Origin of the sequence: Pseudonocardia yuanmonensis, assembly GCF_039542425.1 — a bacterium.
Taxonomy (GTDB): domain Bacteria; phylum Actinomycetota; class Actinomycetes; order Mycobacteriales; family Pseudonocardiaceae; genus Pseudonocardia; species Pseudonocardia yuanmonensis.
The window spans coordinates 1-14,805 of the sequence record NZ_BAABIC010000037.1 but is presented as its reverse complement, the minus strand read 5'-3'; the positions used below and the strand labels follow the sequence as shown (position 1 = coordinate 14,805).

The window sequence follows — 14,805 nt, the reverse complement described above, 5'->3', positions numbered from 1 at the left end:
CGGCGCGGAGCGCGGCCGTGCGGAAGGGGTCCGTGTCCAGGAGGTGGGGCGGGGCCTCGGTCAGGAGGTCACGCCCTCGTCGCCGCGGGGTTCCGCGGCCTCCGCTCCGTCGGCGCCGGACTCCGCAGGGCCCGGTTCGGCGGTCACCTCGGTCGTGAGCCCGGTGGTGTCCGCCCCGTCGGCGGGTGCCTCGACCGGCTCGTCCGGCGCGGCGACCTCCTCCACGGCGTCGTCCGTGTCGGTGACCGCGGCGGGGGCGGTGGGTGCGTCGGCGATGTCGGCGACCGCGGCGGGTGCGTCCTCGGCGGCCGGCGAGGCGCCGGTCTCCTGCGCCCCCTCGGCCGGCTCGGCGACGTTGGCCGCCGGCACCTCGACGACCACCCCGGTGTCCGCGGCCTCGGCGCTCGCGGCCTCCGTGGCAGGCGCCTCGGTCGACGGCGCCTCGGCGAGCTCCCCGGCCTCCTCGTCCGCGACCGCACCGGCCGCGTGATCGACGGTGGCGGGCCGGTCCTCCGCGGTACCGCCCGGCCGGCCGGTGGCGATCCGCTCCAGGTCCACCCCGTCGTCGTAGACCAGCGCGGCGACGTGCACCGGCGAGCCCTGCTCGACGCGCAGCTCCGAGTGCGCCCCGCACCCGAACTCCACGGAGACGACCGAGCCGTCGGCCGGCGAGTACTCGTTGGCGCACACGCCGAACCCGGCGCGCAGCGACCCGGCGAGCGGGGTGAGGAACCCGCAGGTCCCGCACACGTCGGTGACCGCGCGGGCCAGGTCCGAGCCCGGGCCGCGGGCCTCCCGCCAGCGCTCGGCGGCCTCGAGCCGGCCCTCGCGGCTGAGGACGCGGGTGCGGCCGAGCCCGATCTCGACGGCGACCTCCTCGACCGCCGGGTCGTCCGACTCGAGGTAGGCGGGGACGAGCCGGGAGTCGTCCGCCTCGGTGGGCAGCAGGTCTCCGGGACCGAGGTCACCGGGCCGGATCCGCTCCTGCCACGGCACCCAGGCCGGGGCGACCAGCGCCTCCCCGCCCGGCAGCAGCACGACCTCGCTGACCGTGACCGGCCCGTCCCCGACGGCCGCGAGCGTGACCGACCAGTGCCAGCCGCGGTACCCGGCGAGGTCCGCGGCGAAATGGTGGCTCACCGAGACCTCGTCCTCGACCACGAATCCGAGGTGCTCGCCGACGGCGGCCGCGCCGGCGCGCTCGCCGATGTCCGCCGAGGCCTCCGCGACGGCGGCGGTGCGGGCGTGCTCGACCGCCCCGGCCAGGGGGCCGGGCACGGCGGGGGCGTCCGCCGGGCTGGTCTCGGGGTCGATCCCGGTGATCGCGCTCATCGGGTCGATTGTGCCACCCGGGCGCGGCGCGTCGGTGCGCCGTCCCGGGCGCCTGCGGGAGGATCCGGCGATGCGTCGGGTGCTGCTGGGGCTGGTCGCGGCGATGGCCGCCGTTACGACGTCTGCCGGCGCCTGCGCCGCGGCGGCCCCGCCCGCCGCACCCGGTCCGGCGGACGCCCCTCGCCCCGTGGTGGTGGGCGAGGAGCCGCACGACCCGGCGGCTTTCACCCAGGGCCTGGAGCTCTCCCCCGACGACCCCGGCACCCTCTACGAGGGCACCGGCCTCGCGGGCCGGTCCCAGCTGCGGGAGCTGGAGGCGGCGACCGGCGCCGTCCGTCGCGCGGTCCCGCTGCCGGGCGACCTGTTCGGGGAGGGGATCACCGTCGTCGGGCCGTCGATCTGGCAGCTGACCTGGCAGGACGGTGTGGCCCTGGAGTGGGACCGGGCCACCTTCACCCTCCGCCGGCAGGTCCCGCTCGCGGGCGAGGGCTGGGGGCTGTGCGCCGAGCCGGGCCGCCTCGTCCGGTCCGACGGGACCGACCGGCTGCGTTTCCACGACCCCGCCACGTTCGCCGAGACCGGCTCGGTCGCGGTCACCCTCGACGGCGCGCCCGTCCCGCAGCTCAACGAGCTGGAGTGCGTCGACGGCGCGGTCTGGGCGAACGTGTGGCGCACGGACCGGCTCGTCCGGATCGACCCGGCGACGGGCGCGGTGACCGCCGTCGTCGACGCGTCCGGGCTGCTCGACCCGGCCCGCCGGGCGGACACGGACGTGCTCAACGGCATCGCCCACCTCAGCGGTGACGAGTACCTCCTCACCGGCAAGCTCTGGCCCGCCGCGTTCCGGGTCCGGCTGCCCGTCCCGCCGCCCGGGTGACGTGACGCGCGCGGCCGCGCCGGGAGGCCGCGCGGCCCCGGTCCGCCGGGCAGAATGAGGGCATGGCGCGCGATCACCGGACCGGTCGGTGGGGCGGTCGCGCGCGCCGTTGGGCCACCGCCGACGGCGCGCCCTACCGGCGGCCCGAGCCGGAGCCGGCGCCCGGGAACCCGGAGCAGGAACCCCCGCCGTACGTCCCGACCGTCCGCCGTCGCTACCCCTGGCACGACGACCCCGACTACGACCCCTCGCAGTATCACCGCGAGCCCGGCCCGGAGGCGCCGAACCGCTTCGCCGAGTGGATCGAGCAGGACCGGTCGCCCGGACCGGACCCCCGTACGCCTCCCGCCGGCGGACCGGCACAGGGCCCGCGCGCGGAGGGCCCTCCGGAGGGCCCCCGGGCCGAGGAGCCCTCGGACACCGGCGGCCAGGCCCCGCCGCGGATGCCCAAGAAGCTCACGGTCACCCGGGTGGCCGCGCTGCGCAGCCGCCAGCTCACCGGCGCGGCGGTGAACACCTTCCGGCGCGCGGCCACGGCCGACGGCGCGGACCGCTCCGGCCTGACCTCGCTGACCTACGCCTCGATGATGGACTATGCGGTCGACGCCGCCGTGGCCGTCGCGCTGGCCAACACCCTCTTCTTCGCCGCGGCATCGGCGGAGAGCAAGACCAACGTCGCGCTGTACCTGTTGATCACCGTGGCCCCGTTCGCGGTGGTCGCGCCGGTGATCGGGCCGCTGCTGGACCGGCTGCAGCGGGGCCGGCGTGCGGCGCTCGGCACGGCCATGCTCGGTCGGGCGGTGCTCGCCGTGGTCATGGCGCTGAACTACGACAACTGGATCCTCTATCCCGCCGCGCTCGGCGCGATGGTGCTCAGCAAGTCGTTCACCGTGCTCAAGGCGGCGGTGACCCCACGCGTGCTGCCCGAGGGCATCACGCTGGCCACCACCAACTCCCGGCTCACCACGTTCGGCCTGATCGCCGGGGCGGTGTTCGGCGGCATCGCCAGCGGCGTCGCCTACCTGTTCGGCTCGCCGGGCGCGCTCTACTACACCGCGGCGCTGGGCGTGGTGGGCGCGCTGCTGTGCACGCGCATCCCGCGCTGGGTGGAGGTCACCGCGGGCGAGGTGCCCGCCCGGCTGCGCAGCACCCGCCGACCACGTCGCCGCCCGGTGGGCCGCTCGGTCGTCGTCGCGCTGTGGGGCAACGGCGCGGCCCGCGTCGTGACCGGGTTCCTCACGTTGTTCGTGGCGTTCGTCGTCAAGGAGCAGGCGCAGGGCGACGCGGCGCAGCAGCTCTACCTGATCGGCATCGTCGGCGCGGCGGCCGGCGCCGGGTCGTTCCTGGGCAACGGCGTGGGCTCGCGCATCCACTTCGGGCGGGCCGAGGCGATGGTGCTCGGCTGCGTGACGGCCGCCTGCGCCGCCGCCGCGGTGGCCGCCGTGCTCCCCGGCATCCTCACCGCGGCGATCGTCGGCCTCGTCGCTGCCACGGGCAGCGCACTGGCCAAGGTCTGCCTCGACGCCGTGATCCAGCGCGACCTGCCCGAGGAGTCCCGGGCGTCGGCCTTCGGCCGGTCCGAGACCGTGCTGCAGCTGGCCTGGGTGTCCGGCGGCGCGCTGGGTGTGCTGCTCCCGCACACCGGGTTCCGGCTGGGCTTCGCCGTGGTGGCCGCGGTGGTCGCCGTCGTCGCCGTCCAGGGGGCGCTCGTGTGGCGCGGCCGCACGCTGGTGCCGGGTCTCGGGCTGCGCGAACCGGTGCCGGGGCACAAGCCCGCCGGCGGGCCGGGGTCGACGGCGGCGTCGGCGTCGGGGCCGCAGGCGGGGTCGGGCGCCGCGTCCGGGGCTCCGTAGGCTGGACGGCGTGTCCCGGACCCGCCGGAGCCTGCGCGCCACCCTTCCCCTCGCCGCCGCCCTGAGCGCGGCCCTCGTGCTGGCCGGGTGCGGGAGCGACGCGAAACCGCAGGTCACCTGGTCCGCCGGGGAGGCGACCCAGACGATCGGGCCCGCGCAGTACTGCGACCTCAAGATGAAGGACTGCAGCAACGACGAGGCTGCCCAGGCCCGGCTCGCCGTCCCGGCCGGCACCCCCGTCGAGGTGACCGTGCCGGACGAGGTCTCCGAGGCGCCCTGGTCGGTGGTCTTCTCCTACACCGGCGCGGACGGGCAGCGCACGGACGGGCGCAGCCCCGTCTTCGCCCCGAACGCGCAGACGAGCTACACGCTCACCCTGCCGGAGCCGGGCGACGTGCTGGGCACGGCCCAGGTGCAGTTGCTCGGGGCCGCGCCCGTCGCCAACCCCGACACGGGCGAGCTGGACTACCCGGCCCGCGCGACCTGGGTGCTCGTCGCCCAGCAGTGAGCCCGGGCCGACGGCCCCCGGCGCTCTCGCGCCGGAGTCGTCACGAGGCGTCGGCGACCTGCGCCGCGCGCGGCCGGCGGGCGACGAGCACGGCCGCGGGCGGCAGGTTGCGCCACACCGTCGGCATCGTCGTGACCTCGAGGAACCGCTCCTCGAACGCGCTGCGCAGCTCGCGCGCGCGGCTGGGCAGGGCGGTCCGGGTCACGATGGCCGTCGCGATCCCGTCGGGGGTGAGCGCGGCGGCGACGGCGTCCAGAAGGGCGTCGCGCCGGCGCCGGGGCAGCAGCGTCCACGGCAACGAGGTGACGACGGCGTCAGCGCGTGCGATGCCCGCCTCGGCGAGCAGCGCCGGGAGCCGCTCGGCATCGCCCTGCCGCACGTCGACGTCGGGCAGCTGGGCGGCGAGGTGCACGGCGAGCACCTCGTCCAGCTCGATCGCCAGCAGCCGCGATCCGGTCGGCAGCCGTCGGTGGATCCGTGAGGTGAGGGCGCCGGTGCCGGCGCCCAGCTCGACGACCGTGGGTGCCCCCGAGTCCGGCAGCAGGTTCGCCACCTGTGTCCCGAGGGGGGCGCCCGAGGGCGCCGGTGATCCGAAGAGGTGCGGGCGGCGGACCGCTCGGCAGAGGAACGCCCGGCCGTCCGCACGGTCGCGGGAACGGGCCGGCCTGGTCCCGGAGGTCATGGTCGGGGACGATCCCGCACCCGCGGCGATCGCGCAGCGTGGAGCGGATTTCTCGCGCGAACCGACAGGCCTGACCCGCTCGTGCGCCGGACGCGCGGCCGTGCTCGCCCGTCCGGCCCTCCGCCCCGACTCCACTCAGTCCTCCACTAGACCGAATGGTGTAGGAGTAGAAGTCCGACCGGCCCCACTCCTGATCGAAGTCGTAACAGAGCGCGCTTAGCGCCCGATGGGGATGCAGAGGGCTGAACCGGTTGAAACTGCACATACCGGACAGTCGAGTCGAGCGACCCGGGGGGATTCGTGGCCGCGAGTACGCGTGCAGTGGTGGTGGGCGGAGCCGGTTTCATCGGCTCGTCGATCGTGGAGCGCCTTGCGCTGGGGGGCGCCGAGGTCCTCGTCGTCGACGACCTCAGCCGGGGTCGCCTGGAGAACCTGAAGGGCCCGGGCGCCGCGGCCGAGCTGGCCGAGATCGACATCCGGGACGCCGACGCGCTGCACCGGAGCCTCGCCGCCTTCCGGCCCGAGGTCGTGTTCCACCTCGCCGCGCAGATCGACGTGCGGGCCTCGATGGCCGACCCGGCCGAGGACGCCTGGCGCAACGTCGTCGGCTCGGTCAACGTCTTCTCCGCCGCGCAGGCGGCCGGCGCCCGGCGGGTGGTCAACACCTCGACCGGCGGCGCGATCTACGGCCCCGACGCCCCGGTGCCGACGCCCGAGACCGCCCCGACCGAGCCGCTGTCGGCCTACGGGCTCAGCAAGCGCACCGTCGAGACCTACGCCGACTGGTTCCGCCGGGCCAAGGGTCTGGACGTCGTGACGCTCCGGTACGGCAACGTCTACGGGGAGCGCCAGGACCCGAAGGGCGACGCCGGCGTGATCGCGATCTTCTGCGACGCGGTGCTCGAGGGCCGCCGCCCGACGATCTTCGGCGACGGCTCGCAGACCCGCGACTTCGTCTACGTCGGCGACGTCGCGGGGGCCAACCTGGCCGCGGCGGGGGCCGAGGGCCCGCTGCAGCCGGTCTACAACGTCGGCACCGGGCGCGAGGTGAATATCCGCGAGCTGATCGCCACCGTGGCCCGCGCGGCCGGGGCGGACCCCGCGCTCGCCGAGCCGGTCCTCGCGCCGGCCCGGGCCGGCGAGGTCCAGCGCAGCTGCCTCGACGTCCGGGAGGCCCGCCGGGACCTGGGGCTGCCGGAGCCGACCGCCCTCGAGGAGGGCCTGCGCCGCACCCTCGAGTGGATGCGGAGCCTGTAGTCCGGTGTCCCTCGCAGTGACGCGGCGGCCGCTCGGCCTCGCCGCCTCCGTCGTGCTGCTCGTGGCCGCCCTGCTGGTCACGGGTCTCACCCCGGCCTCGGCCCAGCCCGCCTCCGGCGGTGCCCGGATCGACCTGCAGGTGCTCGTCGTCACCGACGGGTCGCGGGAGGTCGAGGCGTTCCACGACGCGCTCGACACCACCGGGGTGCCGGTGCAGGTCGTCGACCTCGCCGACCCCGCCCGCCCGCGGATCGATGCGGCCTTCCTCGCCGACCGGGTCGACGGCCGCCCGCGCGCCCGGTTCCAGGGCGTCGTGCTGCCCGGCCCGGGCCCGAAGGAGCTCGCGGCGGCGGAGCTCGCCGCGCTGCACGCCTACGAGCGCCGCTTCGACGTCCGGCAGATCTCCGCGCTGGCCGCCGGCGGGGCCGCGGCGGGTACCGCCGAGCCCGAGTTCCGCGGCGCGCTCGACGGGCTGACCGGCCGGATCGGCGCCGACGCCCTGCGCGCCGAGTTCGGCTACGCCCGCGGGCCCGTCCCGTTCGAGGACCCGAGCACGCACCCGGACAGCTGGGCGGAGGCGGCCCGGCCGCTGCCGGGCGTCCGGCCGCTGGTCACGGTCGACGCGCCCGGTGCGCCGCGCGGGCTCACCGTGGCGGGCGTCCGCAGCGACCGCGGGCGCGAGGAGCTGGTGCTGACGGTCGGCTACGGCTCGGACTCGTCGCAGTTCCAGGTGCTCGCCCCCGGCATGATCCGGTGGCTGACGCGCGGGATCCACCTGGGCCTCGAGCGCGCGTGGTTCGCGGTCCACATCGACGACGTGCTGCTGCCCAACGCCCGCTGGGTGCCCGAGGCGAACTGCACGGCGGGCTCGGACTGCCCGCCGGAGGTCGGCCCACGGCCGCTCATCCGGATGACGGCCGACGACGTCGCGTTCGCCGTGGACTGGCAGCGCCGGCACGACTTCCGCATGGACCTGGCCTACAACGGCAGCGGCAGCGTCGCGGCCGCGCCGGGCGCCGCCGACCCGCTCACCGAGGCCCTGGTCGCCGGCAAGGGCGAGTTCGGCTGGATCAACCACACCTGGTCGCACCTGTACCTCGGCTGCGTGCGGGACTTCTCCGTCACGCCCTGGCAGTGCGACGAGGTGCCGTTGTTCGGCTGGACCCGGCACGTCAACGAGCGCACGATCGCCGACGAGATCCGGCTCAACATCGACTTCGCCCGGCGCCACGGGCTGCCGATCGACGAGGCCGAGCTGGTCACCGGCGAGCACGGTGGGCTCGCGAAGCCCCCGCGCATGCCGGAGGACAACCCCAACCTGGCCGACGCGCTCGACGAGACCGGCATCCTCACCCTCGCCTCCGACGCCTCGTCCGAGCCCGAGCAGCGGATGGTCGGCGGGGCGAACACGGTGCCGCGGCACCCGATCAACCTCGACTTCAACACCGCCACCGAGGTCGAGACCGTCGACCAGTACAACTTCATCTCCACCTCGCTCGCCGACGGCGGCGACGGGACCTGCGAGGCCGACGGCAGCTGCATCAGGCCGGCCGACCCGGTCACCGGGTTCCGGGACGTCGTGGTGCCGGCCGAGGCCGACCTCGCGCTGCGGCACGTCCTGGCGAACGACCCGCGCCCGCACTACGTCCACCAGCCGCAGCTGACCGAGGACCGCACGATCTACCCGATCCTCGAGCGCGTCCTCGGCGCCTACCGCGCGCTGTTCACCGAGGACCGGCCGCTGCTGGTCCCGACCATGACCGCGACCCGGGACGTGCTGAACGGACGGGCGGCGTTCGCCCGGGCCGTCGGCGAGGGCCGCGTCGACGCCTACGTGGTCGACGGCGTGGTCACCGTGTCGACGGACGGCCACGTGGACGTGCCGCTGACCGCCCCGCCCGGCACCCGCCTCGAGGGTGCGCCCGGCGACTTCGGCGACGACTACGGCACGGTCCGGTCCGGCTGGTTCCCGGTGGACGGCGGCCGGACCCTCACCCTCCCGACCACCGGCCCCACGGCGGACCCCACGACGAGCGAGGAGCAGCGATGAGGGTCTCCCTCGTCACCGAAGGCACCTACCCGATCCAGTCCGGCGGCGTGAGCGGCTGGTGCGAGCAGCTGATCCGCGGGCTTCCCGAGGTCTCGTTCGAGGTCGTGGCGCTGTCCGGCTCCGGGCGCGAGCCCGCCGTGTTCACCGTGCCGGAGAACGTGCGGGCGGTGCGCCGCATCGGTCTGTGGGCGCCCCCGCCCCGCGCCCGGCGGGTGCCGCGCGCGATCGGGTCCCGCTTCGCCATCGCCTACGAGGAGCTGCTCGAGGCGATGCTGGGCGACGACGGCCTCCACTCCGCGGTCGCCTTCGAGTCCGCCGTCCGTGCCCTCCACGCCCTCTCCGCCGACACGCCGCTGGTCCCGCTGCTGCGCGGGCAGCGGGCCGTCGACCTGTTCGTCGACGTCTGGGATCGGCACCGGGGCGGGGACGACGCCGAGCCGCTGTCGGTCGGCGACGCCCTGGCCGTCACCGAGCTGATGGAGCACTTCCTGCGCCCGCTGGGCATGCCGGTCCTCGAGACCGACCTCGTGCACGCGACGGCCAACGGGCCGGGCGCACTGATGGGGCTGCTGGCGAAGTGGACCCACGGCACGCCCGTGCTGCTCTCCGAGCACGGCGTCTACCTGCGGGAACGGATGCTGGCGATCCGGCGCAGCGGCGACTCCCGGGCCGCCCGGGCCGCGCAGATCCGGTTCTTCCTGCGGCTCACCGAGCTCTGCTACCGGCACGCCGACCTCGTCGCGCCCGTCAGCGGCTTCAACGGCCGCTGGGCCCGGCGGGGCGGCGCGGCGCCCGAGCGGGTCCGCACGATGCACAACGGCGTGGACCCCGAGGCGCTGCCGCTGCTCACCGAGGAGCCGGCCGAGCCGACGATCGCGTTCGTCGGCCGGATCGACCCGCTCAAGGACATCGAGCTGCTGGTGACGGCGTTCGCGCAGGTCCGGCGGGCGATCCCGACCGCGCGGCTGCGGCTGTTCGGCGGCGTCCCGGCCGGCAACGAGGACTACGCGCGGCGGTGCGAGGCCCGGGTCGACGAGCTCGGTCTCGGCGACGCGGTGACCTTCGAAGGCCCCGTCTCGCCGGTGTCCGAGGCGTTCCGGCGCGGGCACCTCGTGGTGCTGTCCAGCAAGTCCGAGGGGCTGCCGCTCACGATCATCGAGGCGGCGATGTCCGGGCGCGCCACGGTGGCGACGGACGTCGGCGGGATGGCCGAGGCGGTCGGCGACGGCGGGCTGGTCGTCCCGGCCGGCGACGCGCCGGCCTTCGCCGCCGCCTGCATCCGCCTGCTGCGCGACCACGGGCTCCGCCGCGAGCTGGCGGCGCGCGGCCGCCGCCGGGCGCTCGAGCTGTTCACCCTCGAGCGGTTCGCGGACCACTTCCGGTCCGTCTACGTCTCGCTCGTGCAGCGCCGGCCGCTCCCGGTCGCCGCCGGGACGAGCGGGGAGCTGCCCGTGCCGGTGGGGTCCGTCGAGCCGGCCGTGTCGGTGCCGTCTGTCGAGCCGGCCGTGTCGGTGCGGTCCGTCGAGCCGGCCGTGTCGGTGCGGTCCGTCGAGCCGGCCGTGTCGGTGCGCCCGGCCGCGCAGCTGTCCCCGGCCGCTCTCCGCGCCGAGCCGGTCGAGGCCCCGCTCCGGGCCGAACCCGTCGAGGTCCCGACCTCGCGGCTCGAGGCGGTCCCCGCGGCCGGTGAGCCCGTCGAGATCCCGACGTCCCGGATCGCCGCGGTCCCGGCTGCGGACACCGGGGACGAACCCGTGGAGGTCCCGACCTCCCGGCTCGAGGCCGTCGTGCCGCAGGAGCCCGTCGACCCGCCGACCTCGCGCCTCGCGCGGGTCCCGGGGCCGCTCGACCCGCCGACCGCGCGGATCGCCCCGGTCGCGCCGCGGTCGCGGATCCCCACTCAGGCACCGCGCCCCGCGGGCAGGCCGCGCGGGTCGGTGCGGCCCCCGGCACCCCGCACGTCCGAGGAGCGGGTGCGGGTCGGTGAGGCCGGATGAGCCGCAGCCCCTTCGTCCCCGGCCCGCGGCGCGCCGCCGTCCCGCCCGAGGTGAACCACGCCGCGACCTCCTCGACGCACCCGGCCGAGGTCGCCGTGACCCTGGAGAGCATCGGGATCAACGACCGGGTCGCCCGGGAGCGCTTCGGCGCCCGGGACGTCTTCGCCCTCGCCGGGTACGCCGGCATCGCCACCGCCGGCCGGGCGCGGACCGCGCCGGAGGCGGACCCGCCGCCCGTCCCGGCGGTCCCGCACGGCCCCGGCGCGAGCCGCTGGTTCCACGTCCGCGGGCTGCTCTACGCGATCCCCGCGCTCGTCGCGCTGGCCCTGCTCCCGGCGGGCGACCACGTCGAGTCCGGCCTGCTCATCGGTGGCCTCGCGCTGAGCTGGGCGCTCGGCTACGGCGTCAGCTACGTCGCCTGGTCCTACCTGGGCGCGCTGGACGTCCCGGCGGCCCACCGCTTCCTGCGGCGGGCGATCGCCGCGGGGGCGGCGGCCGCGGCCGTGGTCGCCGTCGTCGCCGTGTTCGGGTCGCTGGTCTGGACGATGACCATGCAGGTCACCCTCGGCACGGTGGCGCTGCTCGTCGGGCAGACGGTCTACCTGCTGTCCGCGGCGACCCTGCTGATGACCGGCAACGAGGCGCGGCTGCTGATCGCCCTCGCACCCGCGGGTGTCGGGGCGGTGATCGGGACGGTCGACGGCGAGATCGCGGCTCCTCTCGCCGGCCCGGCCGAGCCCGGGCGCGGCTGGGAGCTGGGCTGGTTGGCGGCGACCGTGCTGCTGGCGCTGGTGTTCGCCGTGCTCGCCACCCGCACCGCCGCGCGCCCGAAGCAGCCGCTGCCGCGCTCGACCTACGTCAACGCGGTGCTGCAGGTGGCGTACGGGCTGATGGTCGCGATGCTGGTGCTGTACCCGGCGCTGTTCGAGCTCGTGGTCAGCAACTACGACTCGCTGCCGCTGTCGGTCACGCTCGCCGCGCTGCCGCTGGTGCTGGGCATGGGCGTCGCGGAGACCCTGCTGCACGACCACCGCGCGGGCGCGGCCCGGATGCTCGCCGAGTCCCGGACGACGGCGGAGTTCGCCCGCCGGATGCGCCGGGCCATGCTGCGCGCCCACCTGCAGTTCACCGCGGCGCTGGCCGCGATCACCGTGGCGCTGGGCGGGCTCAGCGCGGCCCTGTTCGACCTCGACGACATCCGGTACGTCGTCCTCGGCGTCGACTACCTGATCCTGGGCACGGCGGTCTTCTCCGGGATGGTCCTCAACCTGCTCGGCCGGATCGAGACTGTGCTCAAGACCACGGGTGGGGCGGTCGCGGCGCTGCTCGCCTTCCAGCTCGTGTCGGACCACGACGTCGCGGACGTCACGGCGATCCTGTGGCAGGCGGCCGTCGCGACGGTCCTGCTGGTGGTGCACGGGGTCCTGGTCCGGCGGCACGCGGGCACGCCGGTGCACCACCGATGACCCGCCCGGTCACCGCCGGCGTCCCCGCCTACTTCCACCCCGACCGGGAGGCGGCGGACTGGGCGGCGCTGACGGAGGCGGCGCGGGCCGGAACGGTCGGCATCGTGGTGGTCAACCCGGCGTCGGGCGTCGGCACCGGCACGGACCCGGCCTACCGGCGGGCCGTGGCCGCGCTGGCCGAGGTCCCCGGCGTGGTCGTGGCCGGGTACGTCGACACGGCGTACGGCGCCCGGCCCGCGGGCGAGGTCCTCGCCGAGGCCCGCGCGTACGCCACGCGGTACGGCGTCCGCGGCGTGTTCGCCGACCAGGTCCCCTCCGGGCGCGAGCACCTGCCCGCCCACGCCGCCCTCGCGACCGACCTGCACGCCGCCGGTCTCGGGCCGCTGCTGCTCAACCCCGGCGTCCGCCCCGACCCCGGCTACCTGGAGATCGCGGACGTCGTCGTCACCTTCGAGGGGTCGTGGGAGGCCTACTGCGCCCGGCGGCCCGTGGAGACGGGCGCCGGCCGGGCCCGGACGTGGCACCTCGTGCACGGGACACCCGCGGGGATGATCGAGGCCACCCGTTCGTGGGTCCGCGCCGCCGGGGCCCACCACGGGTACGTCACCGACCGTAGGCTCCCCAACCCGTGGGACGGGTTGCCGTGCACCGCCGAGCCGGCGGTCGTCGCGTGAACGCACCCGGACCCGGCCGGGAAGGGGCGGCGCTCGTGCGGGGGTTGCGCAGGCTCGCGGGCGTCGCGGTGTCGATCGCGGTGTCCGCGGCGTGCTCGATCGGCTCGGAGCCCCCGGAGGCGACCCCCGAGTCGGGGGCGGGCGGCGACACGCGCTGGCAGTACCAGCTCCAGGGCCGTGTGGACACCTCCGTGCCGGCGAAGACGTTCGTCGTCGACCTCTTCGACACCCCCGAGTCGGTGGTCGAGGAGCTGAAGGCGAGCGGGCGCACGGTGATCTGCTACGTCAACGTCGGTGCCTCGGAGGACTGGCGCGCCGACTCCGCCGCGCTGCCCGCGGAGGTCCGCGGCAACGAGCTCGCGGACTGGCCCGGCGAGTTCTGGTACGACGTCCGCCGCACCGACCTGCTCGAACCGTTCCTCGCGAACCGCTTCGACCTGTGCCGGGAGAAGGGGTTCGACGGCGTCGAGGCCGACAACGTCGACGGCTGGACCAACGACTCGGGCTTCGACCTCACGCCCGGGGACCAGCTGACCTACAACCGGCTCGTCGCCCGTCTGGCGCACGAGCGGTCGCTCACGATCGGGCTGAAGAACGACCTCGACCAGGTCGCCGAGCTGGAGCCGGACTTCGACTTCGCGGTCAACGAGCAGTGTGCCCAGTACGACGAGTGCGCCAAGCTCGAGCCGTTCGTCCGCGCCGGCAAGCCGGTCCTGCACGTGGAGTACGGGCTGGGCACCTCGGCCTTCTGCGCGGAGACCACGGCGCTGGGCTTCGAGTCCATCCGCAAGCCCCGCAACCTCACCGCACCCCGCGAACCCTGCCCCTGACGGCCCGGGAACCCCTGCCCCTCGGGCTGAACATCTGTTAGGCAGGGGGCATGTACACCCTCTACGCGTTCTGGTCGGCGCCGCAGCCCCAGGACGAGGCGGCCTTCGAGGAGTACTACGCGGCCACGCACGTGCCGCGCGCCTCCGCCGTCCCCCACCTGTCCTCGATCGTCACGACGCGCACGTCCGACGGGCTGGAGGGCGGTGAGCCCGCCACCTACCGGATCGCGATCATGTCCTTCCCGGACAAGGACGCGTACGAGGAGAGCACCAAGTCGCCGGAGTGGGCCGCGATGCGGCAGTGCGCGGGCGACATCATCGAGCGGTTCGGGGTGTCCCTGACCGTCGCGCTCGGCGAGCCGGTGGAGGGCACGCCGGGGTGAGAGCTCCGCTGTGCGTGGTGAGTGGTGCCGGAGCAGCACTCACCACGCACAGCAGCCGCCGGCTCGACCGGGACCGCGAGCCACACCGGATCGCGGGCTCGACCGGCTCAGCCGTCCAGGTCGCGGGCCACGGCCCGCACCACCTCGGCCGCGAGTTTGCAGGTCTTGCGGTCGGGGTAGCGGCCGCGGCGCAGGTCCGGCTGCACCCGCGCGTCGAGCAGCTTGATCATGTCCTCGATGAGGCCGTGCAGCTCCTCGGCCGGGCGGCGCTTGGCCTCGACCACCGAGTGCTGCGACTCGACCACGCGTACGGACAGCGCCTGCGGTCCGCGCCGGCCCTCGGCCATGCCGAACTCGACCCGCTGCCCGGCCTTGAGCGCGTCGACGCCCGCAGGCAACGAGGCCTTCCGGACGTAGACGTCCTCGCCCCCGTCCTGGGAGAGGAAACCGAAGCCCTTCTCGGCGTCGTACCACTTGACCCTGCCGGTCGGCACCCTGCTCACCCGTTCCTCGTTCGGTACCGCACATCCCCGCCGTACGCCCCGCGCACGACGAACGCGCCCCGGGTTCCCTGGTCCGCCGCACACGGGTGGTGGGCTCGCCGAGCGACACCGGGACGCGCTGGTTCACAGCCTAGTCGCGTCGCCCCGCCTACGCACCGTCCTTCGTCGCCCGCGTCCGGCGCACCCATGCCCTGTGAGTGCGGATGGTCGTCGGAGCGACGATCCGCGGTCACGAGGGTCAGGCGTTGCGGACGGCGGCGGCGTCGTGGAGGTCGAGGAGGTCCACCGACTTCTCCCGCATCTCCACCTTGCGGACCTTGCCGGTCACCGTCATCGGGAACTCGTCGACCACCAGCACGTAGCGCGGGATCTTGTAGTGGGCCAGCTTCCCGGTGG

The 14,805-nt window shown here is 75.7% G+C and carries 13 protein-coding genes; 10 read left to right on the top strand and 3 right to left on the bottom strand.

From position 1 onward, the window contains the following. Nucleotides 1-60: 60 nt before the first annotated feature. The gene (locus ABD990_RS32635) at nucleotides 61-1,332 is read right to left on the bottom strand and encodes a DUF3027 domain-containing protein (protein WP_345384668.1); all 1,272 of its coding nucleotides are present in this window, start codon (nucleotides 1,330-1,332) and stop codon (nucleotides 61-63) included. 70 nt (nucleotides 1,333-1,402) lie between these two features. Here ABD990_RS32635 and ABD990_RS32630 point away from each other — a divergent pair, with 70 nt between their 5' ends. From ABD990_RS32630 to ABD990_RS32620, 3 genes are all read left to right on the top strand, one after another. Next, on the top strand, nucleotides 1,403-2,209 hold the full coding sequence (locus ABD990_RS32630; RefSeq protein ID WP_345384667.1) for a glutaminyl-peptide cyclotransferase: 807 nt from the start codon (nucleotides 1,403-1,405) through the stop codon (nucleotides 2,207-2,209). 62 nt (nucleotides 2,210-2,271) lie between these two features. After that, the gene (locus tag ABD990_RS32625; RefSeq protein WP_345384666.1) at nucleotides 2,272-4,062 is read left to right on the top strand and encodes an MFS transporter; all 1,791 of its coding nucleotides are present in this window, start codon (nucleotides 2,272-2,274) and stop codon (nucleotides 4,060-4,062) included. A gap of 10 nt (nucleotides 4,063-4,072) precedes the next feature. Continuing rightward, nucleotides 4,073-4,570 (top strand): DUF2771 family protein, encoded by a 498-nt coding sequence (locus tag ABD990_RS32620; RefSeq protein ID WP_345384665.1) that lies wholly within the window; start codon nucleotides 4,073-4,075, stop codon nucleotides 4,568-4,570. A gap of 40 nt (nucleotides 4,571-4,610) precedes the next feature. Here the strand turns inward: ABD990_RS32620 and ABD990_RS32615 are convergent, their stop codons facing one another. Next, a complete protein-coding gene (locus ABD990_RS32615; protein WP_345384664.1) occupies nucleotides 4,611-5,123 on the bottom strand; it encodes a class I SAM-dependent methyltransferase in 513 nt (170 codons plus the stop codon). 456 nt (nucleotides 5,124-5,579) lie between these two features. On the opposite strand from ABD990_RS32615, the gene ABD990_RS32610 reads away from it, so the two are divergent. Genes ABD990_RS32610 through ABD990_RS32580 form a run of 7 tightly spaced genes read left to right on the top strand, consistent with a single transcriptional unit; the run spans nucleotide 5,580 to nucleotide 13,906 of the window. Further along, entirely contained in the window at nucleotides 5,580-6,509 is a 930-nt protein-coding gene (locus tag ABD990_RS32610; protein ID WP_345384663.1) for an NAD-dependent epimerase/dehydratase family protein, read from the top strand. Between the two features lie 4 nt (nucleotides 6,510-6,513). Then, complete coding sequence (locus ABD990_RS32605; protein WP_345384662.1) at nucleotides 6,514-8,559, top strand: hypothetical protein; 2,046 nt, start codon at nucleotides 6,514-6,516, stop codon at nucleotides 8,557-8,559. Further along, nucleotides 8,556-10,553, top strand: coding sequence for a GT4 family glycosyltransferase PelF (gene pelF / locus ABD990_RS32600; RefSeq protein ID WP_345384661.1), 1,998 nt, complete (start codon nucleotides 8,556-8,558; stop codon nucleotides 10,551-10,553). The genes ABD990_RS32605 and pelF overlap by 4 nt, the downstream gene beginning before the upstream one ends. Beyond that, nucleotides 10,550-12,019, top strand: coding sequence for a hypothetical protein (locus ABD990_RS32595; RefSeq protein WP_345384660.1), 1,470 nt, complete (start codon nucleotides 10,550-10,552; stop codon nucleotides 12,017-12,019). Before pelF ends, ABD990_RS32595 begins: the two co-directional genes overlap by 4 nt. Further along, nucleotides 12,016-12,693: a spherulation-specific family 4 protein gene (locus ABD990_RS32590; protein ID WP_345384659.1), complete on the top strand. Its 678-nt coding sequence runs from the start codon at nucleotides 12,016-12,018 to the stop codon at nucleotides 12,691-12,693. The genes ABD990_RS32595 and ABD990_RS32590 overlap by 4 nt, the downstream gene beginning before the upstream one ends. Continuing rightward, on the top strand, nucleotides 12,690-13,523 hold the full coding sequence (locus ABD990_RS32585) for an endo alpha-1,4 polygalactosaminidase (RefSeq protein WP_345384658.1): 834 nt from the start codon (nucleotides 12,690-12,692) through the stop codon (nucleotides 13,521-13,523). The genes ABD990_RS32590 and ABD990_RS32585 overlap by 4 nt, the downstream gene beginning before the upstream one ends. Before the next feature lie 50 nt (nucleotides 13,524-13,573). Continuing rightward, nucleotides 13,574-13,906: an EthD family reductase gene (locus tag ABD990_RS32580; RefSeq protein ID WP_345384657.1), complete on the top strand. Its 333-nt coding sequence runs from the start codon at nucleotides 13,574-13,576 to the stop codon at nucleotides 13,904-13,906. A gap of 107 nt (nucleotides 13,907-14,013) precedes the next feature. On the opposite strand, the gene ABD990_RS32575 is transcribed toward ABD990_RS32580, so the two are convergent. Beyond that, the gene (locus tag ABD990_RS32575; RefSeq protein WP_345384694.1) at nucleotides 14,014-14,400 is read right to left on the bottom strand and encodes a cold-shock protein; all 387 of its coding nucleotides are present in this window, start codon (nucleotides 14,398-14,400) and stop codon (nucleotides 14,014-14,016) included. Between the last annotated feature and the right edge of the window lie 405 nt (nucleotides 14,401-14,805).

Excerpts from the sequence above, each read along its gene's own strand:
- ABD990_RS32580 (WP_345384657.1), top strand. The coding sequence starts at position 13,574 with ATGTACACCCTCTACGCGTTCTGGTCGGCGCCGCAGCCCCAGGACGAG.
- ABD990_RS32630 (WP_345384667.1), top strand. The coding sequence starts at position 1,403 with ATGCGTCGGGTGCTGCTGGGGCTGGTCGCGGCGATGGCCGCCGTTACG.
- ABD990_RS32635 (WP_345384668.1), bottom strand. The coding sequence starts at position 1,332 with ATGAGCGCGATCACCGGGATCGACCCCGAGACCAGCCCGGCGGACGCC.
- ABD990_RS32625 (WP_345384666.1), top strand. The coding sequence starts at position 2,272 with ATGGCGCGCGATCACCGGACCGGTCGGTGGGGCGGTCGCGCGCGCCGT.
- pelF (WP_345384661.1), top strand. The coding sequence starts at position 8,556 with ATGAGGGTCTCCCTCGTCACCGAAGGCACCTACCCGATCCAGTCCGGC.
- ABD990_RS32595 (WP_345384660.1), top strand. The coding sequence starts at position 10,550 with ATGAGCCGCAGCCCCTTCGTCCCCGGCCCGCGGCGCGCCGCCGTCCCG.
- ABD990_RS32590 (WP_345384659.1), top strand. The coding sequence starts at position 12,016 with ATGACCCGCCCGGTCACCGCCGGCGTCCCCGCCTACTTCCACCCCGAC.